The sequence below is a fragment of the Nocardioides sp. NPDC057577 genome, from assembly GCF_042801335.1.
In the GTDB taxonomy this organism is placed as follows: Bacteria; Actinomycetota; Actinomycetes; order Propionibacteriales; family Nocardioidaceae; genus Nocardioides.
Genome location: NZ_JBHVGB010000081.1, coordinates 1 through 24437, shown reverse-complemented (window position 1 = coordinate 24437; position 24437 = coordinate 1). Strand labels below are relative to the sequence as shown.

At 70.4% G+C, this 24437-nt stretch carries 24 protein-coding genes; 10 read left to right on the top strand and 14 right to left on the bottom strand.

The features are described 5' to 3' along the window. Nucleotides 1-19: 19 nt before the first annotated feature. From ACFU7D_RS16800 to ACFU7D_RS16755, 10 genes are all read right to left on the bottom strand, one after another. Nucleotides 20-1153 (bottom strand): hypothetical protein, encoded by a 1134-nt coding sequence (locus tag ACFU7D_RS16800; RefSeq protein WP_378868976.1) that lies wholly within the window; start codon nucleotides 1151-1153, stop codon nucleotides 20-22. Between the two features lie 24 nt (nucleotides 1154-1177). Next, on the bottom strand, nucleotides 1178-2032 hold the full coding sequence (locus ACFU7D_RS16795) for an ABC transporter permease (protein ID WP_378727591.1): 855 nt from the start codon (nucleotides 2030-2032) through the stop codon (nucleotides 1178-1180). Beyond that, a complete protein-coding gene (locus tag ACFU7D_RS16790) occupies nucleotides 2029-2829 on the bottom strand; it encodes an ABC transporter ATP-binding protein (protein ID WP_378868974.1) in 801 nt (266 codons plus the stop codon). The genes ACFU7D_RS16795 and ACFU7D_RS16790 overlap by 4 nt, the downstream gene beginning before the upstream one ends. Before the next feature lie 71 nt (nucleotides 2830-2900). Beyond that, the gene (locus tag ACFU7D_RS16785) at nucleotides 2901-3566 is read right to left on the bottom strand and encodes a GntR family transcriptional regulator (RefSeq protein ID WP_378868972.1); all 666 of its coding nucleotides are present in this window, start codon (nucleotides 3564-3566) and stop codon (nucleotides 2901-2903) included. Continuing rightward, entirely contained in the window at nucleotides 3566-5026 is a 1461-nt protein-coding gene (locus ACFU7D_RS16780) for an NCS2 family permease (protein ID WP_378727588.1), read from the bottom strand. The genes ACFU7D_RS16785 and ACFU7D_RS16780 overlap by 1 nt, the downstream gene beginning before the upstream one ends. A 65-nt stretch (nucleotides 5027-5091) precedes the next feature. Continuing rightward, nucleotides 5092-5493 (bottom strand): type II toxin-antitoxin system VapC family toxin, encoded by a 402-nt coding sequence (locus ACFU7D_RS16775; protein ID WP_378868969.1) that lies wholly within the window; start codon nucleotides 5491-5493, stop codon nucleotides 5092-5094. Then, nucleotides 5490-5738 (bottom strand): hypothetical protein, encoded by a 249-nt coding sequence (locus tag ACFU7D_RS16770; protein ID WP_378727586.1) that lies wholly within the window; start codon nucleotides 5736-5738, stop codon nucleotides 5490-5492. Before ACFU7D_RS16770 ends, ACFU7D_RS16775 begins: the two co-directional genes overlap by 4 nt. A gap of 43 nt (nucleotides 5739-5781) precedes the next feature. After that, nucleotides 5782-8196 carry a GH92 family glycosyl hydrolase gene (locus ACFU7D_RS16765; protein ID WP_378868966.1) on the bottom strand — a complete coding sequence of 805 codons (2415 nt, stop codon included), beginning with the start codon at nucleotides 8194-8196 and terminating at the stop codon, nucleotides 5782-5784. Nucleotides 8197-8259: 63 nt separating this feature from the next. Next, on the bottom strand, nucleotides 8260-9351 hold the full coding sequence (gene nemA, locus ACFU7D_RS16760) for an N-ethylmaleimide reductase (protein ID WP_378727584.1): 1092 nt from the start codon (nucleotides 9349-9351) through the stop codon (nucleotides 8260-8262). A gap of 24 nt (nucleotides 9352-9375) precedes the next feature. Continuing rightward, nucleotides 9376-10548, bottom strand: a complete 1173-nt coding sequence (locus ACFU7D_RS16755; RefSeq protein WP_378868964.1) for an ROK family protein — start codon at nucleotides 10546-10548, stop codon at nucleotides 9376-9378. Between the two features lie 168 nt (nucleotides 10549-10716). On the opposite strand from ACFU7D_RS16755, the gene ACFU7D_RS16750 reads away from it, so the two are divergent. The 4 genes from ACFU7D_RS16750 (at nucleotide 10717) to ACFU7D_RS16735 (ending at nucleotide 15115) form a co-directional block, all read left to right on the top strand. After that, nucleotides 10717-11988 carry an ABC transporter substrate-binding protein gene (locus ACFU7D_RS16750; protein ID WP_378868962.1) on the top strand — a complete coding sequence of 424 codons (1272 nt, stop codon included), beginning with the start codon at nucleotides 10717-10719 and terminating at the stop codon, nucleotides 11986-11988. 99 nt (nucleotides 11989-12087) lie between these two features. Then, nucleotides 12088-13035, top strand: coding sequence for a carbohydrate ABC transporter permease (locus tag ACFU7D_RS16745; protein WP_378868960.1), 948 nt, complete (start codon nucleotides 12088-12090; stop codon nucleotides 13033-13035). Beyond that, nucleotides 13032-13901, top strand: a complete 870-nt coding sequence (locus ACFU7D_RS16740; protein WP_378727580.1) for a carbohydrate ABC transporter permease — start codon at nucleotides 13032-13034, stop codon at nucleotides 13899-13901. Before ACFU7D_RS16745 ends, ACFU7D_RS16740 begins: the two co-directional genes overlap by 4 nt. After that, on the top strand, nucleotides 13898-15115 hold the full coding sequence (locus ACFU7D_RS16735; RefSeq protein ID WP_378868957.1) for an AGE family epimerase/isomerase: 1218 nt from the start codon (nucleotides 13898-13900) through the stop codon (nucleotides 15113-15115). Before ACFU7D_RS16740 ends, ACFU7D_RS16735 begins: the two co-directional genes overlap by 4 nt. Here ACFU7D_RS16735 and ACFU7D_RS16730 read toward each other — a convergent pair. After that, entirely contained in the window at nucleotides 15073-15984 is a 912-nt protein-coding gene (locus ACFU7D_RS16730) for a dioxygenase (protein WP_378868954.1), read from the bottom strand. The genes ACFU7D_RS16735 and ACFU7D_RS16730 overlap by 43 nt on opposite strands. Nucleotides 15985-16081: 97 nt before the next feature. Between ACFU7D_RS16730 and ACFU7D_RS16725 the strand changes: the two genes are divergently transcribed. Then, nucleotides 16082-16570, top strand: coding sequence for a MarR family winged helix-turn-helix transcriptional regulator (locus ACFU7D_RS16725; RefSeq protein ID WP_378727577.1), 489 nt, complete (start codon nucleotides 16082-16084; stop codon nucleotides 16568-16570). A gap of 2 nt (nucleotides 16571-16572) precedes the next feature. Next, nucleotides 16573-17325, top strand: a complete 753-nt coding sequence (locus ACFU7D_RS16720; RefSeq protein ID WP_378868951.1) for an AAA family ATPase — start codon at nucleotides 16573-16575, stop codon at nucleotides 17323-17325. A gap of 173 nt (nucleotides 17326-17498) precedes the next feature. Here the strand turns inward: ACFU7D_RS16720 and ACFU7D_RS16715 are convergent, their stop codons facing one another. Both ACFU7D_RS16715 and ACFU7D_RS16710 read right to left on the bottom strand, forming a co-directional pair. Beyond that, nucleotides 17499-18764 (bottom strand): alpha-L-fucosidase, encoded by a 1266-nt coding sequence (locus ACFU7D_RS16715; RefSeq protein ID WP_378868948.1) that lies wholly within the window; start codon nucleotides 18762-18764, stop codon nucleotides 17499-17501. Between the two features lie 5 nt (nucleotides 18765-18769). Next, nucleotides 18770-19366: a TetR/AcrR family transcriptional regulator gene (locus ACFU7D_RS16710; RefSeq protein WP_378868947.1), complete on the bottom strand. Its 597-nt coding sequence runs from the start codon at nucleotides 19364-19366 to the stop codon at nucleotides 18770-18772. A gap of 146 nt (nucleotides 19367-19512) precedes the next feature. Between ACFU7D_RS16710 and ACFU7D_RS16705 the strand changes: the two genes are divergently transcribed. From ACFU7D_RS16705 to ACFU7D_RS16690, 4 genes are all read left to right on the top strand, one after another. Then, the gene (locus ACFU7D_RS16705) at nucleotides 19513-20901 is read left to right on the top strand and encodes an APC family permease (RefSeq protein WP_378868946.1); all 1389 of its coding nucleotides are present in this window, start codon (nucleotides 19513-19515) and stop codon (nucleotides 20899-20901) included. A 38-nt stretch (nucleotides 20902-20939) separates the two neighbouring features. Next, entirely contained in the window at nucleotides 20940-22001 is a 1062-nt protein-coding gene (speB, locus tag ACFU7D_RS16700; protein WP_378868944.1) for an agmatinase, read from the top strand. Nucleotides 22002-22011: 10 nt separating this feature from the next. Beyond that, a complete protein-coding gene (locus ACFU7D_RS16695; RefSeq protein WP_378868942.1) occupies nucleotides 22012-23370 on the top strand; it encodes a flavin monoamine oxidase family protein in 1359 nt (452 codons plus the stop codon). Between the two features lie 85 nt (nucleotides 23371-23455). Then, nucleotides 23456-24052: an adenylate kinase gene (locus tag ACFU7D_RS16690; RefSeq protein ID WP_378868939.1), complete on the top strand. Its 597-nt coding sequence runs from the start codon at nucleotides 23456-23458 to the stop codon at nucleotides 24050-24052. Here ACFU7D_RS16690 and ACFU7D_RS16685 read toward each other — a convergent pair. Beyond that, on the bottom strand, nucleotides 24025-24291 hold the full coding sequence (locus ACFU7D_RS16685; RefSeq protein ID WP_378868937.1) for a hypothetical protein: 267 nt from the start codon (nucleotides 24289-24291) through the stop codon (nucleotides 24025-24027). The two genes, ACFU7D_RS16690 and ACFU7D_RS16685, sit on opposite strands and share 28 nt — an antisense overlap. Nucleotides 24292-24437: the final 146 nt, after the last annotated feature.

Here is a 24437-nt window from a genome sequence, read left to right as displayed (position 1 = left end):
GTGCTTGCCTGCACTGGGGTCAACGCTTGATCTCGGGGTCGATGTAGTCGTTGGTGACCAGGTCGTCGCCGGTGATCTCCGGGACGTCCTTGCCGCCGTCCTTCAGCACGGCCGTCATCTTCTCGATCACGCTGTCGACGCGCGCGACGTCGAAGCTGCCGTAGGCGCCGTCCGGGCCGTTCGCGACCAGGCCCGTCTCGACCTGGACCTTCACCGAGTTCTCGTTGCCGCCGGGGGTGATCGGGGGACCGTCCTTGATGGCGTCGGCGATCTCGATCAGGGTGTCGTTGACCGGCGTCGGATCCTTCAAGTAGTCGATCTCCGACTGCTGCAGCAGCGGCACCAGCTCCTTCAGGCACGGGCTCAGCGTCTCCTCGTCATCCGCCCGGACCGCGTACGCCTGCTGGTAGACCTGGTAGCCGGCGTCGTCGAGCATCAGGTGGGCGGTCGGCTTCGCCCACTCGGCGACGTCGTGCTCCCAGCGATAGGGCTCGTTGCTGACGTAGCCCTGCTGGAACAGCGCGCCGTCGTCGGCGACGAACCGGCTGGGGCTGCCGTCGAAGGAGCCGTCGAGCTGCTTCTCGTCGACGAGGCCCTCGTGCACCAGGTAGTCGACCCAGCTGACGCCCTGGGCGTGCAGGACCGGCGCCCCGGTGGCTTTGAGGTCGTCCCAGGTCTTCACCTCGGGGAACTTGGTGGGGTCGAACATCACCATGAACGGCGACTTCTGCATCATCGTGAACACGCCACGGGTGGGGAACTTCTCGTAGTCGCGGATCGCGATGTCGGTGGCGACGACGCCGAGGTCGATGGTGTCGTCGGTGTAGAGCTGCGCGGTCACCGGCTGGCCGCCGATGAACGGCCCGCCGAGCCGGATCTCGGCGGTGACGCCGGTGTCGCCGATCTCGCCGACGTAGGCGCCCTTGTCGACGTCGATCTCGCCGTCGGGGCCGATCAGGTTGTAGGCGGGGGAGCGCTCGGGGGTGGCGTACCAGTCGGTCTGGATGACCACGGTCGCCGGGCAGACGGCGGCGAGCGAGCCCTTCGGGGCGTCGGGGTCGCCGATCGCCTCCTCGCTGCCGCCGCATCCGGTCAGGGCGAGCGCGGCGAGGGCGGTGGTGGCAGTGATGCGGGTCCAACGGGCGTACGTCATGGGGTTCTCTCCAGGGTGTGGGGGTCAGCGACGGGGGGAACGGCGGGTCTCGACGGCGCGCAGGACGGCGCCGAAGAGCAGGAAGAGGACGATCCCGACGAGCGAGGAGGCAGCGAGGGCGGCCATCATCAGGTCGGTGTCGAGGCTCTGCCGGTAGGTGTCGATCAGCCGGCCGATGCCGGGCTGTCCCTGCCGGAAGAAGAAGTCGGCGATGATCGAGCCGACCACCGCCATCCCGGCCGAGATCCGGAAGCCGGCCAGCGCCGCGGGGAGCGCGGCGGGCAGCTGGAGGTGGATGAGCCGCTGCCAGCGCGAGGCGCGGAAGAGCGAGAACTGGTCGTGCAGATTGTCGTCGACCGAGGCGATGCCGAACATCGTGTTGGTGATGATCGGGAACAGCGAGTGCAGCACGCACACGACCAGCCGCGAGGTGAAGTCGTAGCCGAACCAGAACCCGAGCAGCGGCACCATCGCCAGGATCGGGATGGTCTGCAGGATCACGGCGTAGGGGTAGAACGAGGCCTCCGCCCAGCGGGCCTGGCTCATCACGACCGCGAAGAAGACCCCGATCGCCATCGCCAGCACCAGCCCGACCAGGGCGATCCTCGTGGTCGACCACAGGGCCGTGAAGATCTCGGTCCGGCCGGCCTCTTGCAGGAAGCCCGCCTCGAGCACCTCCCACGGCGAGGGCAGCAGGAACTGGCGGGTGGGGGAGAGGAGCTGGGTGCTCACCAGCGTCCACACCCCGAGGACGACCACCAGGGTGAGGACGGGGGCGACCCAGCGTACGGTCCGGCTGCCGTGGCCCGGGTCGAAGCGCAGGAACGGGACCTTCGTCAACGGGCGGGTCTCCGGCTGGGTCTCCAGGAGCGCGGTCATGCGGCGGCCTCCGTCTTCGGGTCCGTGCTCTGGTGGGCACCGGCGAGGGCGTCGGAGACCTGACGGCACAGCTCGGCGTACTCGCTGCTGAAGCGCAGCCCCTCAGGTCGCGGCCGGGGCAGGTCGATGCGAAGGTCGGCGACGATCCGTCCCGGCTGGGAGGAGAAGACCAGCACCCGGTCGGAGAGGAAGACCGCCTCGGGGACCGAGTGGGTCACGAAGATCCCGGTGAACGGGTCGGTCGCCATCAGGGTGTCGAGCTGGCCGTTGAGGTCCTGGCGGGTGATCTCGTCGAGGGCGCCGAACGGCTCGTCGAAGAGGAACAGCTCCGGCCGCTGGACCAGCGAGCGGGCGATCGAGACCCGCATCCGCATCCCGCCCGAGAGCTGGGCCGGCCGATGGTCCGCGTACGCGGCCAGCCCGACGACCTCGAGCGCCGCCCGCGCCCGCTCCTCGGCCTCGAGCCTCTTGATCCGGCCCTTCTTCGTCCCGGCGAGCCGCAGCGGGAGGAGGACGTTGCCCAGGGCCGTACGCCACGGCAGCAGCGTCGCGTCCTGGAAGACGTAGCCGATCTCGCCGTCGCCGCGCTCGACGCTGCCGCTGGTCGGCACGTCGAGGCCGGCGACCATGCGGAGCATCGTCGACTTGCCGCAGCCCGAGGGCCCGACGAAGGAGACGAACTCACCGGCGCGGATCTCGAAGCTCGCCTCGGCGAGCGCGGTGGTGCCGTTGGGGAACGACCTGGTGACGCTGTTGCCGGCCACCAGCACGGGCGGCTCCGTATACCGTTCGATCATTCTTGTATACAAACAGCGTGCGGTTTCGTCCTCGTTTCAGAAGACGTCGGGTCTGGTTAAGCCCGGTCGGTTCAGGGGCGCCGGCGCTCGGCGCGCGCGACCAGCAGGTCGACGAGCAGGTCGGCGTCACGGGTGACGTCGGCGCGCATCGAGGACTCGGCCAGCTCCTGGTCACCGGCGAGGACCGCCTCGGCGATCTCCTGGTGGTGCTTCCACGACGTGCTCGACCGCTCCTCGAGCTGCATCTCGAAGACCCAGCGCACCTGCATCCGCAGCGAGCGGGTCATCTTGGCGAGCTCGTCGTTGCCCGAGGCGATCCCGATCGCGTCGTGGAACCGCGCGATCAGCTCCGGCAGGGCGGCATAGTCGCCGACGGCGGTCGCGCTGGTGCCGAGCTCGAGCACCTCGGTCAGCTCCTCGCCCTGGTCGCCCCCGTGCCGGCGGGCTGCCAGGCCGGCAGCCAGCACCTCGAGGTTCTCCCGGATGACCATGAGCTGCCGGGTCTTCTGCGCCGAGGGGAAGGCCACCGTCGCGCCGCGGCGCGGCACGGTGTCGACGAACCCCTCCTGGGCCAGCACGTGCAGCGCCTCCCGCGCCGGCACGCGGGAGACCCCGTACTCGGTGGCGAGCGCCTGCTCGCGCAACCGGTCGCCGGGGGCGAGCTCGCCGGCCATGATCTTGCGACGGATGTCGCGGGCGACCACCTCGCGCAGCGGCTGCCGGGTGGACGGGTCCATCAGCCGATCCAGCTCGAGATCGGGTGGATCGCGAAGTAGACGGCGAACATGACGGCGACGAGCCACATCAGCGGGTGCACGCTCTTTGCCTTGCCGCGGACGATCTTGATGAGGACGTACGCCAGGAAGCCGGCGCCGATGCCCACCGAGATCGAGTAGGTGAACGGCATCAGCGCGATCGTCAGGAACGCCGGGATCGCGATGTCCGGGTCGGCCCAGTTGATGTCCTTGACCTGCTGCATCATCAGGAAACCGACCAGCACCAGGGCGGGCACTGCCGCCTCCGACGGGATGATCTCGACGAGCGGGGAGAGGAACGTGGTGAGCAGGAAGAGCACACCGGTCACGACCGCCGCCAGACCGGTGCGGGCACCCTCGCCGACGCCGGAGGCAGACTCGACGTAGGAGGTGTTGGAGGAGACGCCACCGGCGCCACCGGCCGCGGCGGCCAGCGAGTCGACGACCAGGATCGAGCGCGTACGCGGCGGGGTGCCGTCCGCACGCAGCAGACCGGCCTCGGAGCCGATGGCCGTCATCGTGCCCATGGTGTCGAAGAAGTCGGCGAGCATGAGCGTGAAGACCAGCAGCAGCGCGGTCACGATGCCGACGTTCTCGAACGAGCCGAGCAGGTTGAACTCGCCCAGCGTCGTGAACGAGGGCCAGTCGACGATCTTGTCCGGGAAGGCCGGCACGTTGAGCGCCCAGCCGGTCGGGTTCTCGGCGCTGCCCTTGCCGAGCCCGGCGATCGACTCGACGACGATCGCCAGCACCGTGGTCGCCGCGATCGAGATCAGGATCGCGCCGCGCACCTTGCGCACCCACAGCGTGATCACCAGGGCCAGGCCGATGACGAAGACCAGCACCGGCCAGCCGGCGAGCTGCCCGGTCGGGCCGAGCTGGACCGGGACGGTCGTGTTCGCGGCGTCGGGGATGCGGCGCACGAACCCGGCGTCGACGAACCCGATCACCGCGATGAACAGGCCGATCCCGACCGAGATCGCGGTCTTGAGTTCGCGCGGCACGGCGTGGAAGACGGCCTCCCGGAACCCGGTGAGCACCAGCACGAGGATCACCAGACCCTCGATCACCACCAGCCCCATCGCGTCGGCCCAGGTCATCTGGCTCGCGATCGAGAACGCCACGAACGCGTTGAGCCCGAGTCCGGTCGCCAGCGCCAGCGGGTAGTTGGCCGCGAGGCCCATCAGGATCGTCATCACGCCCGCCACCAGCGCGGTTCCGGCGGCAATCGCAGCCAGGTTGTCGCCGCCGTTCCCGCCGAGGAGGTCGCCGTTGACGTCCTGCGCGAACCCGAGGATCAGCGGGTTCAGCGCGACGATGTAGGCCATCGTGAAGAACGTGACCACCCCACCGCGGACCTCACGCCCGACCGTCGAGCCGCGTGCGCTGATCTGGAAGAACCGGTCGAGAGCGTTGCCGCGTGACGTCGTCGAAGTGCTCACGCCCCGAATCTTCGCAGATGGTGACGGTCAGTCGGGTAGTCCCCTCGGTGCGCGGAGGTCTCGTGTCAGCTGATCATTCTCACCGGGCAGCGTGCGACGCCGGCCTTTGCGATGCGCACGTCGGCGGTGACGAGGGTCAGGTCATGTGACTCGGCGACTGCGACGTAGCCGGCGTCGTAGGTCGACAGGTTGCTGCGCAGCTCCCACATTCGGGTGAGGTGCGGCCCGGTCGGTGCGGTGATCACCGTGATCGCCTGGAGCCAGTGCAACGCCTGTTCTGCGTCCTGGTCGGTGAGCTTGCCGCCCAGGAGGAGGCCGCGGAAGACGCTGAGCACCTCGGTCCGCCAGACTTCCGGAACGACCCATTCGGGGTCGTCGGCAAGGATCTTGGTCGCCGCGTTCACCCGGAAGTCGGCGTCGGGGTCGGCGAAGAGAAGCGCTACTGCGGAAGCGTCGGGGACGATCACGCGGCGCCCTGGGAGCGCTCGCCGCGGGCCGTGTCGCGCGCGGCGAGCACATCCTCGGTGGTGAACTTCGAATCGCCCCTGCTCGCGACCACGCGGTCGATCAAGGCCTGGTTGTTGGCGAACGACGCCTCCCGGAGGACGACGTCACGCAGGTAGGAGTTCAGCGACTGTCCGCGGTCCTTAGCGCGCTGGGCGAGGACATCGCGTACGTCGTCGGGGATGTCGCGGATCTGCAGGTAGGCCATGCACTCATTATGAGTGCATGATGACCTCGTAACAAGTGCATCATTAGTCGGTGTGGTAGATCGGCAGGTCGGCCTCGGCGGTGCCCCAGGCGCGGTTCGGGTCGGCGCCGACGTCGATGCGGACGGTGCCGCCGTGGTTCATCACCGACTCGGGGAGCCACGACCGGGTGCGTGGCGTGCCGTCGAGGGTGACCGACCGGACGTAGATGTTCTCGGCGCCGGCGCCGGGGGACTCGATGGTGATGTCGACGCCGTTGCCGCGGTGGATCACGACGCGCTCGAAGATCGGGCTGGAGATGAGCATCTCGGCGCGGGCGGGGTCCTGCGGGTAGATGCCCATCGCGGCGAAGACGTACCAGGCGGACATGGTGCCGAGGTCGTCGTTGCCGGGCAGGCCGCGCGGTCCGGTCCCGTAGGCCAGCGATGCCATCGCGCGGACCGTCTCCTGGGTCTTCCAAGGTGCGCCGAGGGCGTTGTACATCCACGGGATGTGGATGCCGGGCTCGTTGGTGGGGTCGTAGCGCAGCGCGTCGCCGCCGGTGTACTGCCAGGAGCCGTCGGCCTTGTGGAAGAACGCATCCAGCCGCTGGATCGCGCGCTCGCGCCCGCCCACGGCCCCGGCCAGCCGGGCGACGTCGTGCGGCACCATCCAGGTGTACGTCGCGCTGCTCCCTTGCGCGAAGCCGGTCTGGGTCGACGGGGTGAAGCCGGAGACCCAGCTCCCGTCGGCGTTGCGGGCCTGCTGGTAGCCGTCCGTGGTGGTCGCCGACGGGTTGAAGGTGTGCTGCCACCAGCCGGCCCGCTCCATCAGCGAGTCCGTCTCGGCAGCGGAGGCGTCGAGGCGCCGGCCCCAGTCGGCGAGCGAGTAGTCGGCGACGGCATCCTCGAGGGTCTCCGCGGCGCCGCCCCAGCAGCGGCAGGTGTCCTGGGGCGCGTAGCCCTTGGCCAGGTAGTCGGCCAGGTTCGGCCGCTGGCCGATGCACTGGCCCGGGCAGCCGTAGTTGGAGAGCCCGTCGGGGTGCGGCACCGTCGCCTGGCGGACCAGCGACTCGTACGCCCCGGCGGCGTCGAAGTTGCGGACGCCGAGCGCGTAGAAGCCGGCCAGCGTGGGGGCGCTGGGGTCGCCGGTCATCACGTGCGTCCAGCCGCTCAGGTGGACCCAGCGGTCCCAGACGCCGCCGTGCTGACGCGCGTAGGCGTGCAGCGAGCGGGCGAAGTCGCCGGCGACCCGCGGCTCCAGGAGCGCGAGCAGCTGGGTGTGGGCGCGGTACTGGTCCCAGCCGGAGAAGTTGCCGTACTGGGCCTGCTGGCCGCGCTCGATCCGGTGGACCTCCTGGTCGCTGCCCCAGTAGGTGCCGGCCACGTCGGAGATGATGTTGGGCTGCAGGTAGGAGTGGTAGAGGCCGGTGTAGAACGCCGTCTGCTCCTCATCGGTGCCACCGGAGACCTCGATCGAGGAGAGCGCCCGGCGCCACTCGGCCCTGGCATCCGAGGCGACGGTCGAGACGGTGTCACGCCGCCCGATCTCGGCGGCGAGGTTGGCCTCGGCCGCCGCCTGGCTGGTGTAGGAGATCCCGATCCGCATCCGCACGCTCTGGTCGCGGCCGGCGTCGAAGGAGACATAGCCGCCCGAGCCCTGTCCCTGCCGGGCGGCGCCGGTCTCGTAGCCCTCGCCACCCCGCGCCTCGGTGGATCCGGGCTGGAGCTCGCCGTTCACCCAGGTGCCGTGTCCGCTGAAGCCGCGGTCGAACTGGGCGGTGAAGTAGAGCCGGTAGTAGGAGCGCTTGTTGCTCCCGCCGCCGTTGCCGCGCCGGCCGCAGAACGCGCCGGTGTGCACCGAGCCGCTGACGGTTCGCTTCGCCTCGTCGATCCGCGTCACCGCGCTCTCGCTGCCGTTGAGCGAGTTGGAGGTGCGGAAGAGCAGGTTGGCCGGCTTGTCCGTGGGGAAGGTCAGGTCGCTGACCGAGGCCCGGGTGGTCACCGCGGTGTCGACCTCGGCGCCGTTTGCCAGGCCCAGCCGGTAGCGCCCCGGCTCGGCCAGCTCGTCGGCGTGGCTGAAGTTCGAGGCGTACGTCGCATCGGTCACGTCCGCGGTGGGCGAACCGGTCATCTCGCCGGTGTGCGGGAAGATCGGCACATCGCCTGCGGCGCCGGGGTGGCAGCCCGCGCCGTTGACGTGAGTCAGCGAGAAGCCGCGCAGCCGCGTGGTGTCGTAGGTGTAGCCGTTCGACGCGGCGGTGTTGGTCTGGTCGCCGGCCGTGGAGGTCGGGCTGAAGGAGAGCATCCCGAAGGGGCGTACGGCTCCGGGGTAGGTGTTGCCACCGTTCGAGGAGCCGATCAGCGGGTCGACCAGCGCTACCGGGTCAGGGGCGGGCTCGGAGGTCTGGGCCGCCGACGAGGGGGCGAGCGCGCCACCGAGCAGCGCGAGGGACAGGGCAGAAGTCACGAGAACCCGCATGGCGGAGGACCATGCCAGAGAAGAGTCCTCCGCCGTGCGGGTTCAGGTGAGACCGGGATGAATTCAGGCGGTCCACTCGGGGTAGTCGGTGTAGCCGGCCTCGCCGCCGCCGTAGAAGGTCGACAGGTCGGGCTCGTTGAGCGGCAGGCTCTGCTCGAGGCGCCGGGGCAGGTCCGGGTTCGCGATGAACGTACGCCCGAACGCGGCCGCGTCGATCAGGTCGGCCTCGAGCAGGCGGGAGGCCTTCTCCGAGGTGTAGGCGCCGGCGCCGACGATCGGGCCGGGGTGCGCGGTGCGCAGCTGCTTGCGGTAGTCGTCGGAGAGCTCGGGCCCGCCGGCCCAGTCGGGCTCGGACAGGTGCAGGAAGGCGATGCCGCGCTTGCCGATCTCGGCAGCCAGGTGGAGGCCCATCTCGGCGCCCTCGGGGTCCTCGAGCCCGTTGAAGGAGCCGATCGGGGAGATCCGGATGCCGACGTGCTCGGCGTCCCACTCCTCGACGACCGCGTCGAGCACCTCCAGCGTCAGCCGCGCTCGGTTCTCGAGCGAGCCGCCGTAGGAGTCGGTGCGCTCGTTGCTGCTCGCGCTGGTGAACTGGTGGAGCAGGTAGCCGTGGGCGGCGTGGATCTCGACCAGGTCGAACCCGGCCTCGCGGGCGTTGCGGGTGGCGCGGCGGTAGTCCTCGATCAGGTCCGCGATCTCGGCGGTCTCCAGGGCGCGGGGCGTGGGGCAGTTGACCCGGGTCGGGGTGCCGTCCTCGCCGCGTACGGTCGTGCGGTTGCGGTAGGGGAGCGCGGAGGCGCTGACCGGGAGGTCGCCGTCGTGGAAGGCCTCGTGGGAGACCCGGCCGGTGTGCCACAGCTGCGCGGCGATCCGGCCGCCGGCCTCGTGGACGGTGTCGGTGACGTGGCGCCACCCCTCGACCTGCTCGGCGGAGTAGATGCCGGGGGTGTCCATGTAGCCCTTGCCCTGCGGCGAGATCTGGGTGCCCTCGGAGACGATCAGCCCCGCCGAGGCACGCTGGCGGTAGTAGTCCGCCATCAGCGGGTTGGGTACGTCGCCGGGCTGGGATGCCCGCATCCGGGTCAGTGGCGCCATCAGGACGCGGTTGGGGAGGGTCGTGGGACCCAGGCTCAGCTGCGAGAAGAGTGAAGTCACGAGGTGCTCAACGTAAGCAGGCGCTCATATTGTTCCCGACGGTGCCGGAGCGGCCGATCCGGCGATGACCAGCGCCCCCATGACACCCGCGTTGTCGCCGAGCTCGCTGGGGACGACATCGAGCGCGGCAGCGGTGTCGGGCTGGGTGAAGCGGTCGATCGAGTCCTTGATGCCGAGGACGAAGGACTCCGACTGGCGCATCGTGTCGCCCACCACGATCAGCGCCGGGTTGAGGTGGTTGCAGAGGTCGGCCAGCACGCGGCCGACCGCGCGGCCGGCGTCGTCGAGGATCCGGTTGACCCGGATGTCGCCCTCCTGGGCGAGCTCGAGCAGGCGCTCGACGGTGAGCGTCTCGTCGTAGGCGGGCTGCAGCAGCTCGACCAGCCGGGACCCGCCGAAGGCCTTCTCCAGGCAGCCGCGGTTGCCGCACCGGCAGATCGGGCCGTTGTCCTCGAAACGTACGTGACCGATCTCGCCCGCGATCCCGGTGATCCCGCGGTAGAGCTTGCCGGCCAGGACCAGTCCGGCGCCGATGCCGCTGGACGCCTTGACGTAGATGACGTCGTCGACGTCGCGCGCGGCGCCGTACTCGACCTCGGCGAGCGCGCCGAGGTTGGCGTCGTTCTCGATCTTGACGGGCATGCCGATGCGGCGGGCGAGCTCCTCGCCCGGGGCCAGGTCCATCCAGTTCCCGAGAATGGGGGAGACGACGATGCCGCTGTGCGGGTCGACGGGGCCGGGAATCCCCATGCCGACACCGAGGACGCGGTCCCTCTTCGGGTCGATGCCCACCTCGGCCAGGCACTCGCGCACGAGTGCGGCGGCACGGTCGATGGTCTCGACCGCGGAGTTGTCGACATCGAGCCGGATCTCGTGGTCGATGAGCGGCTTCGCGGTGAGGTCGGCTACCGCGACCCGGACGTGGCGATGGCCGATGTCGACCCCGATGAGCGTGCCGGGGGAGCCGCTGATGGTGAGGAGCGACGGCGGTCGCCCGCCTCCCCGGGCCAGGGCGGCGCCGGTGGTCTCGACGATCTGCTCGGAGGCGAGCAGCTCCTGGACGATGCTCGACACGGTGCTGCGGGAGAGTCCCGTGCGCTGGGCGAGCTCGGCGCGGCTGACCGGCGCCGACCGTCCCAGCAGGTCCAGGACCTGGGAACGGTTGGCGACGCGCAGCCGCGATTCCGGAGTGGTCATGGCGTGACTGTAGGTGATTATGTCGATTTGCGACAGATCTCAGGTTGAAAACGTCCTTCGTTATGCGTTGACTGGACAGAACCAAGAGGCGTACGTTGTCCCGGCACGCGACCGCGAGTAACCCAGATCACACACCGACGTGGCGGTCGCGCAACCGGAGGATCAAAGATGAACGCAACGCGTAAGGCCCTGGCCGCCGGCCTGGCCGCCCTGAGCCTGCTGGCGGTCTCCGCCTGCGGCAGCGACAACGAGAGCGGCAGCACCGATGAGGTGGAGGTCTTCACCTGGTGGGCCGAGGGCAGTGAGAAGGCCGGGCTCGACGCCTTGGTCAAGGTGTTCGACGAGCAGAACCCCGACCAGAAGTTCGTCAACGGCGCCGTCGCCGGTGGCGCCGGCAGCGACGCGAAGAACGTGCTCCAGTCCCGCCTGCAGAACGGTGAGCCGCCGGCCACCTTCCAGGCACACGCGGGTGCCGAGCTGACCGACTACATCAACGCCGGCCAGATCGAGGACCTCACCGACCTCTACGAGGAGAAGGGCTGGAACGAGCAGTTCCCCGAGGGCCTGCTCGAGCGTCTGACCCAGGACGGCGGCATCTACTCCGTCCCCTCGAACATCCACCGAGCCAACGTGCTCTGGGCCAACCCGGCCGTCCTGGAGAAGGCCGGCATCGAGGCCAACAAGACCTACGACTCGCTCGACGCCTGGATCGCCGACCTGAAGAAGATCAAGGCCAAGGGCATCATCCCGCTCTCGATCGCGACCGACTGGACCCAGGTCCACCTGCTCGAGACCGTGCTCCTCGCCGATCTGGGCGCCGAGGCGTACAACGGTCTGTGGGACGGCACGACCGACTGGGGCGGCAGCGAGGTCGAGGCCGCGCTGGCGGACTACAACACGCTCCTCTCGCTGACCAACACCGACCGCCAGGGTCTCGACTGGCCGGACGCGACCCAGCTGGTCATCGACGGCGACGCCGCGTTCAACGTCATGGGTGACTGGGCCGAGGCAGCCTTCCAGGAGCAGAAGAAGACGCTCGGCACCGACTACACCGCGGTCCCGGTCCCGGGCACCGAGGGCGTCTTCGACTTCCTGGCCGACTCGTTCACCATGCCGGTCGACGGCCCCAACCCCGACGGCACCGAGGCCTGGCTCGACACCATCGCCAGCGACGAGGGCCAGGTGGCCTTCAACAAGGCGAAGGGCTCGATCCCGGCCAGCACCACGGCCGACACCGCCGACTTCGGTGAGTACCAGCAGACCGCGATCAAGTCGTGGGGCGAGGACGAGATCGTGTCCTCGCTCGCCCACGGCGCCGCGACCTCGGTCAACTGGCTGACCGACGTCACCGCCGCCGTGGCGAAGTTCGGCAGCAACAAGGACGTCGCCGAGCTCCAGGACGGCCTTGTCGAGGCCGCCGAGGACAACAAGCCCGAGTGACGGGGCTCTCCCGAGCCTGACGAGATCATCTGGTCCGAGGGGCTGCGGCCGCACCATCCGCCGTGGCCCCTCGGACCCCCTGTGTGAAAGGACGGACACATGTCCTCCACGGTGCCCAGCGCCGTCAAGCGGCCCAAGCAGCCCAGGCGGCCCAAGGGCCGCAGCGGCGGCCACGGGTGGGTCGCACCCGTACTCCTGATCCTGCCGACCGTCATCGTCATCGGTGTCTTCGTCTACGGCCTGATCGGGTCCAACATCAACACGTCCCTGCAGGACCGCCACACCATCGGGCCGTCCCAGGGTTTCGCCGGTCTTGACAACTATCGCGACCTGTTCGCCGACGACGACTTCATCTACTCGCTGCGCAACCTGCTGCTCTACACCGCGACGTTCCTCGTCGGCACCCTGTGCCTGGGGTTCCTGTGGGCGTGGCTGCTCGAGCGCAAGGCTCGCGGCGAGTCGCTGTTCCGGGCCATCTACCTGTTCCCGATGGCGGTCTCGTTCGTCGCCTCCGGTGTGGTCTGGCGCTGGCTGCTCAACAACGCCGAGGGTGAGCGTGCCTCCGGTCTGAACCGGCTCTTCGAGACTCTCCACCTCGACTTCCTGCAGAACCCCTGGTGGACCCACGAGCGGTGGGGCATCCTCGCGATCGCGGTCCCCGCGATCTGGCAGCTCAGCGGCTACGTGATGGCCCTCTTCCTGGCCGGCTTCCGCGGCATTCCCGAGGAGCTGCGCGAGGCGGCCCGGATGGACGGCGCCTCGGAGTGGCAGCTCTACCGCCACGTCATCTTCCCGCAGCTGAGCCCGGTCGCCCTCTCGGCGATCATCATCATCGGCCACATGTCGCTGAAGGTCTTCGACCTGATCATGGCCATCGCGGGCCAGACCAACTACACGACCCAGGTGCCGGCCACCCAGATGTGGATCGAGTTCACCCGCGGCGACTACGCCAAGTCGGCCGCCATCGGCACCGTCCTGCTGGTGATCGTGGCCATCCTGATCGTTCCCTACCTCGTTTCCACCTACCGTCAGGAGCGCCGCCGATGACGACCGATGCCATCCCGGCAGCCGTCGCGACCAAGATCCCGGGCGAGCGCTCGCGCGGGATCTGGCGCACGATCAAGTACGTCCTGCTGATCCTCTTCGCGCTGATCGTCCTGCTCCCGGCGTACGTCCTGCTCGTGACCAGCTTCAAGGGGCTCGGCGACGCGACTCCCGCCAACGCCTGGAAGCTCCCCGAGTCCTGGGAGACGGCCGGCTGGTCGCGCGCCTGGGAGCAGCTCGGGCCGGCCCTGGGGCGCACCTTCGCCATGGTCATCCCGGCCTCGATCATCTCCTCGGTGCTCGGCTCGATGAACGGGTTCGTGCTCTCGAAGTGGCGGTTCCCGGGCGCCGACGTGGTGTTCACGCTGATCCTGTTCGGGATGTTCATCCCCTACCAGGCGGTGATGGTGCCCCTGGTGCAGCTGATGGGCAACCTCGGTGTCCCGAACGGCGTCCCGAGCCTGATCGTGCTGCACGTGGTCTACGGTCTGCCGATCACCACGCTGATCTTCCGCAACTACTACGCGGGGGTCCCGGTCGAGCTCGTCGAGGCCGCCCGGGTCGACGGTGCCGGCATGCTCCGGACGTACGCCTCGATCATCCTGCCGATCTCCGCGCCGGCGTTCGTGGTGGTGCTGATGTGGCAGTTCACCTCGGCCTGGAACGACTACCTGTTCGCGCTCTTCTTCTCCACCTCGCGCAACGGGCCGGTGACGATCGCGCTCAACTTCCTGGCAAGCGGTCAGCTGCAGGACTACTCCGCCAGCATGGCGGGCGCGCTGATCGCGTCCGTCCCGACGCTGATCATCTACATCCTGCTCGGCCGCTACTTCGTGGGCGGGCTGATGGCCGGCTCGGTCAAGGGATGATCGACACGGACGTCGAGTGCCGTCGGCTGGCCGGGTTCGCCCGGCCGTCGGCGGCCTCGCCCGCCGGCTTCTGGTGGCTGGACGACTCGGGTCGCCCGGACCCTGCCGAGCCGGTGCACACCTGGATCACCGCCCGGATGACCCACGTCTTCGCCCTCGCCCACCTGCGCGGGGACGTCGACGACGCCGCGGAGCTCGCGGCCCATGGCATCCGAGCGCTGTCGGGAGCGCTGCGCGACGACGAGCTCGGTGGCTGGTACGCCTCGGTCTCGGCCGAGGGCGAGCCGGTCGGCACCCTCAAGGAGGCCTACGCCCACGCCTTCGTGATCCTGGCCGCGAGCAGCGGCCTCGCGGCCGGTGTGCCCGGTGCGGACGCGCTGCTCGACGAGGCGCTGGGCGTGATGCAGCAGCACTTCCTCGACGAGGACGGCCGGGTGGTCGACAGCCTCGAGCGCGAGCTGGCGTCGGGGGAGGCCTATCGCGGGGCCAACTCCAGCATGCACACCGTCGAGGCGTTCCTGGCCGCCGGTGACGTCACCGGTGACCGCGCATGGCACCAGCGGGCGCTCGCGATCGCCGAGCACCTGATCCATGGTGTCGCCCGCTCCCACGGCTATGACCTGCCCGAGCACTTCGACCTCTCCTGGTCGCCGCTCCCGGACTACAACGCCGACCGTCCCGGCGACCCGTTCCGCCCCTACGGCTGCACGCCGGGGCACCTGCTGGAGTGGTCGCGGCTGCTCCTGCACCTGGACGCTTCTCTGCCGGATCCTCCGTCGTGGCTGGTCGAGGACGCGCGGGCGCTCTTCGCGCGTGCCGTCGAGGTCGGCTGGTCTCCCGACGGCGAGCCGGGCTTCGTCTACACGACCTCCTGGGACGGAACCCCCGTCACCCGCCTGCGGCTGCACTGGGTGGCCGCCGAGGCGATCGCCGCCGCGGGCGCCCTGCACACCCGCACCGGGGAGGTGGGCTATGAGGAGTGGCGCGAGCGCTTCGAGACGTACGCCGCCGAGCACCTGCTCGACCACGAGCTCGGCAGCTGGCATCACGAGCTGGACGAGCACAACCGCCCGTCACACGTCATCTGGCACGGCAAGCCCGACGTCTACCACGCCTACCAGGCCCTGCTGCTCGCCCGGATGCCGCTGGCGCCCGTTCTGTCGGTCCAGCTTCAGGCCGCTTGGAAGGAGCGGCGGGAGAGTCCCAGGCCATAGCCGTCCAGGGTGGTGGTGACCGGTGCCGTCGGGTCTGTGGCCGCGCCCAGGGTGACGAAGAGCGGGGTGAAGTGCTCGACGGTCGGGTGGGCGTACGGCATGCCCGGGGCGGCGGTGCGGAACCTGGCCAGCTCGGCGACGTCGCCGCGGTCCAGGGCGTCGGCGGCCCAGGCGTCGAAGTCGGAGGACCAGCCGGCCGGCACGTTCTCGGTCATCATCTCGCGGGTGATGAAGGGCAGCCCGTGGGTCATGTGGCCCGAGCCGACCACGAGCACGCCCTCCTCGCGCAGCGGCCGCAGGCGCTCGCCGAGGGCCAGCAGCTTGTCGGGATCATCGGTGGGCAGCGAGAGCTGCACGACCGGGATGTCGGCGGCCGGGTACATGATCTTCAGCGGCACCCAGGCGCCGTGGTCGAGGCCGCGGCGGGTGTGCTGGTGGGCGGTCTCGGCGTCGGGCATCAGCGCCGCGGTCGTACGGGCGAGCTCGCTCGCGTCCGGGGTGTCGTAGCGCACCGAGTGGTAGATCGGGTCGAAGCCGCCGAAGTCGTAGACCAGTTCGTCGGGGCGGGTCGCGCTGATCGAGAGCGGCGCCGACTCCCAGTGGGCGGAGACGACCAGGATGGCCTTCGGCCGGGGCAGCGACCGTGCCCAGGTGTGCAGCGGGTCCAGCCACTCCGGGCTCTGCAGCGGCAGCGGTCCACCGCCGTGGGACAGGTAGAGGCTCGGCAGCGGCCCGTCGGCCGGCGTCCAGGCGCGATGCGGGTCGGCCGCCTCGCGCGCCTGGACCGTCCGCAGGTGCTGGGCGAACGGATGCGTCTGCGGGAGGCGGGCGTCCGCGGCGGCGGTCGTGCTCTCGGGGGCGGTGGTCATGGCGGGCTCCTGCGGTTCGGCGCAATAGTTGTTGCTTGAACTAACTCTAGGCGACCGTTGTTTGTTCCGCGCAACTTTCTGCGGCACACTCCCTGGCGTGGAGGGCAACTGGCTGTCGCCGGCGGAGCGGGCGGCATGGGTTCGCCTCATCGCCGTGCTCGAGCTGCTCCCGGGGGCTCTCGACTCCCAGCTGCGCCGCGATGCCGGCCTGACCCATTTCGACTACGGCGTGCTGGCCATGCTCTCCGAGGTGCCCGACCGGACCCTGCGGATGACCGAGCTGGCCGGCTACACCAACGCCACGCTGCCGAGGCTCTCCAACGTGGTCAAGCGCCTCGCCGACCGCGGCCTCATCGAGCGCCACAGCTGCCCGGGCGACCGCCGAGCGACCAACGTACGTCTCACCGAGGCCGGTCTCGAGAAGATGGTCGCCTCCGCCCCCGGTCACGTGGACGCGGTGCGCGAGTACGTCTTCGACGCCCTGACTCCCGATCAGGTCGACCAGCTCTCCGAGATCGCCGGGAGCGTGCTCGAGCGCCTCGACCCGACCGGCACCCGGCGCCCGCCGATCGATCCGGCGGGCTGAGGATGCGGTTCGACGAGCGCTTCGTCGCCCGGATCACCCTCGACCCCCGTCATGACACCGGTCGCTATCCGTTCACCCTGCCGGCGGTGCGCGAGCTGGCCGGCGGGGACGGCATCGAGCTCGACGAGCGGGTGACGTTCCTCGTCGGCGACAACGGCACCGGGAAGTCCACGATCATCGAGGCGATCGCGGTCGCCTCGGGGTTCAACGCCGAGGGTGGGTCCACCTCGTTCCGGTTCGCCACCCGAGCGAGCGAGTCGTCGCTCGCCGACTACATCACGGTCCAGCGCGGCCTCAGGCGTCCGCGAAGCGGCTACTTCCTGCGGGCCGAGTCGTTCTACAACGTCGCCACCGAGATCGAGCGACTGGACGCGGCTTCGCCGGAGCCGCTCCTTCCGGCCTACGGCGGGGTCTCGTTCCATGAGCGCTCTCACGGCGAGTCGTTCCTCGACCTGGTGATGCACCGCTTCCGGCCCCACGGGCTCTACATCCTCGACGAGCCCGAGGCCGCTCTCTCGGTCAGGGGCTGCCTGGCGCTCGTCGCTCGCATCATCGAGCTCGCCGACGAGCGGTCCCAGTTCATCATCGCCACCCACTCACCGATCCTGCTCTCGGTGCCCGGAGCGAAGATCCTGCAGTTCGACGAGGACGGGCGCGTCGAGGAGGTCGCCTACGACGACGCCGAGCCGGTCAACCTGACCCGGCGGTTCCTGTCGAACCCCGAGCGCTATCTGCGCTACGTCCTGGAGGACTAGGGCATGTCTGGCAAATCCACGCCCGCTACGCGACGTTTCGCATCCGATCTGGCTGCGTTGCCGCCGCTCGACAGCCACCAGGATGCCTTCCCACCGGAGGTCTGAACGAAGTGGCCTTTGCCAGATCGGCCCGAAACGCCGCTCGCGGCCGCCGTGTCTTTACCAGACACGCCCTAGTGGTCCTCGTACTCCCGGTGGACCGAGACCTCGCCGTCGAGCTCGAGGGCGATCACGGTGCACAGCGGGTCGAGGGCGTCGTCGGTGGTGAAGACGTACTCCCAGCCGGGGACCTCGTGGAGGCCGCCGATGCGCTGATGGTCGAGCTCGGCGCCGCTCCCGAGGACGTACGCCTTCAGCACCTGGTTGCGCAGGCCGCGGACCACGACATAGTCGTTGGGGCGGTCCAGGACGTAGAGGAACAGGGTGCGGCCGTCGGCCGAGACCGCGGTCGGACCGTAGAAGTGACCGTGGGGGAGGCCGCGGCGGATGCCGCGGACCGCGGGGGAGTGGCGCGCGACCCAGTCGCCGAGGGCCTCGAGGCGCTCGGTCTGCTCGGGGGTGATGGTGCCGTCCTCGCGCGGGCCGACGTCGAGGAGCAGGTTGCCGCCACCGCCGATGGTCTCGACGAAGGTGCGTACGAGCTGGCGTGGTGACTTGTGGTTCTCGTCCTGCGGCTGCCAGCCCCAGGAGTCGTTGATGGTCAGGCAGAGCTCCCAGGGGCCGTCCGGCGGCACGACCGGAACGCCCTGTTCCGGGGTGACGTAGTCGCCGTGGCCGAGCATCCGGCCATTGACGACCATCTCGGGCGCGAGCTCGCGCAGCTCCGCACGCAGCTCCCGCATCCGCCACTGCCGCTCGTCGCGCTCCCACTCGCCGTCGAACCAGAGCAGATCCGGCTCGTAGCGGGTCACCAGCTCCCGGATCTGGGCGCGGTGGAAGTCCAGGTAGCGCTCCCAGCGCTCGGGCTCCTCCGCGCCGGGCCGCGGGACGGCGTAGGGGTTGTCCTGCACCACGTGGTGCTGCACGGCCGGTCGCACCGTCGCGTAGTCCGGATGCGACCAGTCGAGGTGGGAGAAGTAGAGGCCGACCTTCATCCCCCGGCGGCGTACGGCCTCGACGAACTCGGCGACGAGGTCGCGGCCCGCCGGTGTCCGGGTGATCACGGAGAGGTCGTTGGCGGCGGTGTCGTAGAGCGCGACCCCGTCGTGGTGCTTGGCGGTGAGCACGGCGTAGGTCGCCCCGGCCCGCTCGAAGAGTTCGGCCCAGGCGTCGGCGTCGAACCTCGAGGCGGTGAAGCCGTCGAGCTGGGCCATGTAGTCGGCGTAGGGGACCCGGCCGTCGTAGAACGACCAGGACTCCGCGACGCCGTCGACGCTGTAGATGCCCCAGTGGACGAAGATGCCCAGCTGGGCCTCGGGGAACCAGGATGCGATCGACATGCCCGCTACCCCTTGTCTCCGGTGACGGCTGCGCGGGTGTGCTCGAGGGCGCGCTCGCGCAGCTCCGTGCCACCGCCGGTGACGATGCCGATGCTGAAGCCGTCCCACATCGCCCGTAGGCGCTCGGAGACGGCTTCCCGGTCGGGCACCTCGGGGAGCGCGGCGGCGAAGAGCCGGACCAGGTCGGCGTGCCACTCGTCGTCCATCGCGTGCTGGGCGGCGGCGAGCTCGGCGTCGTACGGCGCCCGTGCCCACAGCTCGAGCCAGAGCAGCCAGCGCGGGTCGCGCTCGTCGAGGGCGAGGTAGACGTCGGTGAAGGCCAGCAGCGCCTCGACCCCGCCGGAGCCGGAGGCCTCGACCTTCTCCAGGAGGGGCGCTCGCTGCGCCGCGTACTCGCTCTCGCTCCAGCGCAGGGTCTCGAGGAGCAGGCCGTTGCGGGTGCCGAAGTAGTAGAGGAGGTGGCCGCCGCTGGTGCCGAGCCGGGCGGCGAGGGAGGCCATCGTGACCTTGGCGAGCCCTTCCTCGGCCACCATCTCCAGGGTGGTCGCGAGCACCTGCTCGCGGGGTCGTTCCAGACGTCGGTTGGAGCGTGTGCGCGTCACCTCGACAGTGTCTCCTCGTGCTCGCGTGGCGAAATCTTCGGGCTCACCCCTTGACTCTAGCGGTGATCTGGGTCACTTTGAATGCCGTTCAAAGTTTTGTACAGCGTTCAAAACTCGCTGTACCCTCATCCCCAAGGAGACCCGCGATGATCGAATCCATGCAGGTGAGCCCGGACGAGGTGAAGCCGGCGCAGGAACGGCACCGGCTCGCCCGGGTGCTCGGACCCGGCGCCGCCGTCCTGCTGGTGCTCTCGTGCATCACGCCTGCCTCGAGCCTGTTCATCATCGTCCCGGAGCTGTTCGCGACCCAGGGGAGCGGCGCGGTGCTGGCCGTGGTCGCGGGCTTCGCGGTCTCGATCGCGATCGCCGCGTGCTACGCCGAGCTCGGCACCCGCACGGCCAGCTCCGGCGGCGAGTACGCGATGGTCACCCAGACCCTCGGCAGGTCGATGGGCTGGCTGACGTTCTCCCTGGCGGGCGTGCTGCTCTGGCTCATCCCACCGATCTTCGCGCTCGGCACCGCCGACTACCTGGCCGACCTGGTGGAGCTGCCGCGGGCCGCGACCGGTGCGATCGTGATGCTCCTCTCGACCGCCACGGCGATCCTCAACATCAAGGCCAACGCCGTCGTCACCGGCACCTTCCTCGCCCTCGAGATGATCGCCGCCGTCGTCGTCACGATCCTCGGGCTCGGCCACGTCCAGCGCGGCCCCGGCGAGCTGGTCTCGCCGCATGTCATCGGTGAGAACGGCCTGGAGCCCTTCACCCTGGCGGTCCTCATCTCCGGTCTCGCGGTGAGCACGTTCCTGGTCAGCGGCTTCGGCACCACCGTCTACCTCTCCGAGGAGATCGTGGACCCGCGCCGCAACGTCGCCCGCGTCATCTTCTGGACCCTCGGCCTGGGCGGTCTGGTGATCCTCGTCCCGACCGTGACCACGGTCCTCGCGGTCGACGACCTCAGCGACCTCGCCTCCGGCAGCTTCTCCCAGTGGGTCGCCGCCTGGGGCGGCGAGCGCGTCGCGGTCGCCGTGAACGTCGCCATCGCCATCGCGATCCTCAACGCCGTCATCGTGATGGTGCTGCAGAACGCCCGGGTCGTCTACGCCTCTGCGCGCGACCGCTCCTGGCCGGCACCGGTCAACGGTGTCCTCACCAAGCTGCACCCCCGCTACGCCACCCCGTGGCTCGCCACCCTCGTCATCGGCATCCCCGGCGCGATCCTGGCCGGCGCGGTCGAGATCGAGGCGCTGCTCGGCGTGACCTCGGTGGTCATCTCCACGATGTACGTCGTCGTCGCGATCGCCGCGCTCCGTGCCCGCCGCCGTGGCCACACTGCGCAGGGCTGGCGGATGCCGCTGTGGCCGCTGCCGCCGCTGATCGTCATCGGCGCGATCGGCTACGCGCTGGCCGGCTCCGCGCGGACGGACGTCCTGATCACGGCCGGGATCGTGGTCGCCGCCCTCGCCTACTACCACCTCTACCTCGCCCGACGGCCCGGCGAGCGGTTCCTCGTCGTCGACCCGACCGAGGATTAGACACATCCACCACCAGAATCGAACGAGAGAAGAACGCCATGGCTCGCTACGGAACCCAGTTCGGCCCCGACATCACCTTCCTGGGTGTCGACCGGTGTGACTGGGCCGACCCCGCGACGTACGAGGGTGCCGATGTGGTCATCCTCGGCGCCCCCTTCGACGGAGGCACCTCGCACCGGTCGGGCACCCGGTTCGGCCCGCAGTTCATCCGGCAGACCTGCTACCTGGCCCATGACGGATCACGACCCTCGCTGGCGATGCGCGTCGACGCCCTGCAGGACATCCGTGTGCTGGACGCGGGCGACGTGGAGATGTTCTCCGGCGACGCCGAGCGGTCGGTGCGCGACCTGCAGGAGGCCGTGCACGCCGTGACGAGCAACGGCGCCATCCCGCTGGTGCTCGGCGGCGACCACACGATCGCCTGGCCCGATGCCGCGGGCGTCGCCCAGCACCTCGGCCAGGGCCGCGTCTCGATGATCCACTTCGACGCCCACGCCGACACCGGGGACATCGAGTTCGGCTCGCTGATCGGGCACGGTCAGCCGATGCGCCGGCTCATCGAGTCGGGCGCGCTGCGCGGCGACCGGTTCCTGCAGATGGGGCTGCGCGGCTACTGGCCCGAGCCCGAGACGCTGGACTGGATGGCCGAGCAGGGCATGCGGTCCTACGAGATGACCGAGATCGTCCACCGCGGTCTGGGGGAGTGCCTCACCGAGGCGTTCACCATCGCCACCGACGAGTGCGACGGCGTCTTCCTCTCGGTCGACATCGACGTCTGCGACCCCGGGCACGCCCCCGGCACCGGCACCCCGGAGCCGGGCGGCCTCACCGCCCGTCAGCTGCTCGACGCGGTACGCCGGATCGCCTACGAGCTGCCGGTGGTCGGCATCGACGTCGTCGAGGTGTCCCCGCCGTACGACCACGCCGACATCACCTCGTTCCTCGCCAACCGGGTCGTCCTCGAGGCCCTCTCGGGGATCGCCCGCCGCAAGCGCGACGAGGCCGACGGGACCCGCTGGGACCCGAGCCTCCCGCTGCTCGCCCAGCGTCCTGACCGGCGTCCCGACCGGCGCCCCACCGACACCGACATCGACAAATAGGAGAACTGACATGACCACCCACGACGTGATCGTGGTCGGCGCCGGCGTGACCGGCCTGACCGCGGCCTGGCGACTGGCCCAGGCGGGCCAGGACGTACTCGTCCTGGAGGCGCGCGACCGCGTCGGCGGCCGGCTGCGGACCGAGGCGCACGGTGCGCCCGGGGCCGAGGCCGACTTCGAGATCGGCGGCCAGTGGGTCTCGCCCGACCAGGACGCCCTCATCGGGATCCTCGACGAGCTCGGCCTGCCGACCTACCCGCGCTTTCGCGAGGGCGAGTCGCTCTACGTCGACAGGGCCGGGGTCGCGCACCGCTTCGGTGACGACCTGCCGGTCGCTGAGTCCACCTCGGCGGCGATCGAGCAGCTGACCAAGACCCTCGACGGGCTGGCCGCCGCGATGGACCCGGCCCGGCCGTGGGAGCTCGACGACGCAGCTCACCTCGACAGCGTCTCGTTCCGTGCCTGGCTCGAGCAGCAGTGCGACGACCCGGTCGCGGTCGACAACGTCGCCCTCTACATCGGGCCGGCGATGCTGACGAAGCCCGCCCACTCGTTCTCCGCGCTCCAGGCAGTGCAGATGGCCGCCAGCGCGGGGTCGTTCAGCAACCTCGTCGACGCCGACGTGATCCTCGACCGCCGGGTCGTCGGCGGCCTGCAGCGGGTGCCGCTGACCCTGGCCTCGCGTCTGGGTGACCGGGTCCGGCTCGGTCAGGACGTCACCCACATCGAGTGGGACGAGGACGGTGCCGTCGTCCACGTGGGTGCCGAGATCCACGCCGCGCGTCGGCTGGTCCTCGCGGTCCCGCCGACCCTGGTCAAGCGGATCCGGTTCAGCCCGGAGCTCCCGGCAGAGCACCGGATCGCCCGCGAGCACCAGTCGTTCGGACTGGTCATCAAGGTGCAGGCGCAGTACGCGACGCCGTTCTGGCGCGCCGACGGGCTCAGCGGCACCGGCTTCGCGCCCTGGCAGCTGGTCCACGAGGTCTACGACAACACCCCCGAGGGCGAGCCGCGTGGCACCCTGGTCGGCTTCGTCTCCGACGAGCGCGCGGACGCGGTCGGCCGGTGCACCGAGGAGGAGCGCCGGCGGAGGGTGTTGGAGTCGCTGGCCTGCTACTTCGGCGAGGCCGCGCTGGATCCGCTCACCTACGTCGAGAGCGACTGGCAGCACCAGGAGCTCACCGGCGGTGCGTACGGGACGAGCTTCGACCTGGGCGGGCTGACCCGTTGGGGCGCGGTGCTGCGCGAGCCGCTCGGGCCGATCGAGTTCGGCAGCAGCGATGTCGCCGGCCACGGCTTCCAGCACGTCGACGGCGCCGTACGTGTGGGGGAGGAGATCGCCGGCCGCATCCTCGCGGATGCAACGTGATCGCAGCGAAGCGGCACCTAGCCTCCGACCTGGCGCGCTCATCGTGGGGGTGAGCGCGCCACCCTCGAGAAAGGTCACCCTCCGTATGCGCCTCCTCCTGATGGGACCGCCCGGTGCCGGCAAGGGCACCCAGGCAGCGGTCATCGCCGAGCGTCTCGCCGTGCCCGCGATCTCGACCGGCGACATCTTCCGGGCGAACGTCGCCCAGCGGACCGCGTTGGGGACGGCGGCGCAGACGTACATGGACGCGGGCGAGTACGTCCCGGACGAGATCACCAACGCCATGGTCGCCGACCGGCTGCGCGAGGGCGACTGCGCCGACGGGTTCCTCCTCGACGGCTATCCGCGCACGCCCCAGCAGGTCGCCGAGCTCGACACGATCCTGGACCGGTCCGGCGTCGCGCTCGACGCGGCGGTGCTGCTCGAGGCCGACCCCGACGAGCTGGTGAGCCGGCTCCTGGCCCGGTCCGAGGAGCAGGGTCGCGCCGACGACACCGAGTCGGTCATCCGCCGTCGGCTGGAGGTGTACGCCGCCGAGACCGGCCCGCTCGCCGACAGCTACGCCGAGCGCGACCTCCTCGCCGCCGTCGACGGCCTCGGCCCGGTCGACGAGGTCACCGAGCGGATCCTGGCCGCTCTGACGTCGATCTCCGCTCAGCGGACGGCGACGTCGGCGCCGTAGCGCTCGACGCAGAACGCCGAGAGTCGTTCGGCCAGGGCGGCGAGGGCCTCGGCGGCATGGTGCTGCGGGTCCCAGGCCGCGTACAGCCTGATCCGCACGCGCCCGGCGGGAGCCCCGATGTGCAGGGGCAGCAGGCCGAAGCGCGGGTCGTCGGAGACCACCGCGATCCCGCGGCCCGAGGCCGCGAGCGCCTGCGCGACCTGGGCGTTGGACACCTCGAGGACGTCGCCGTAGCCCACGGCGGCGGGGGGGGCCCCCCCCGGCCCCCGGGGGGGGGGGGGCCCGGGGGGGGGGGGGGGCCCCCCCGTCTTGGGGGGGGGGTTTTTGGGGGGCCGTTCGTACGGGGGGTTTTGGGGGGGGGGGGGGGGGGGGGTCGCCGTAGTAG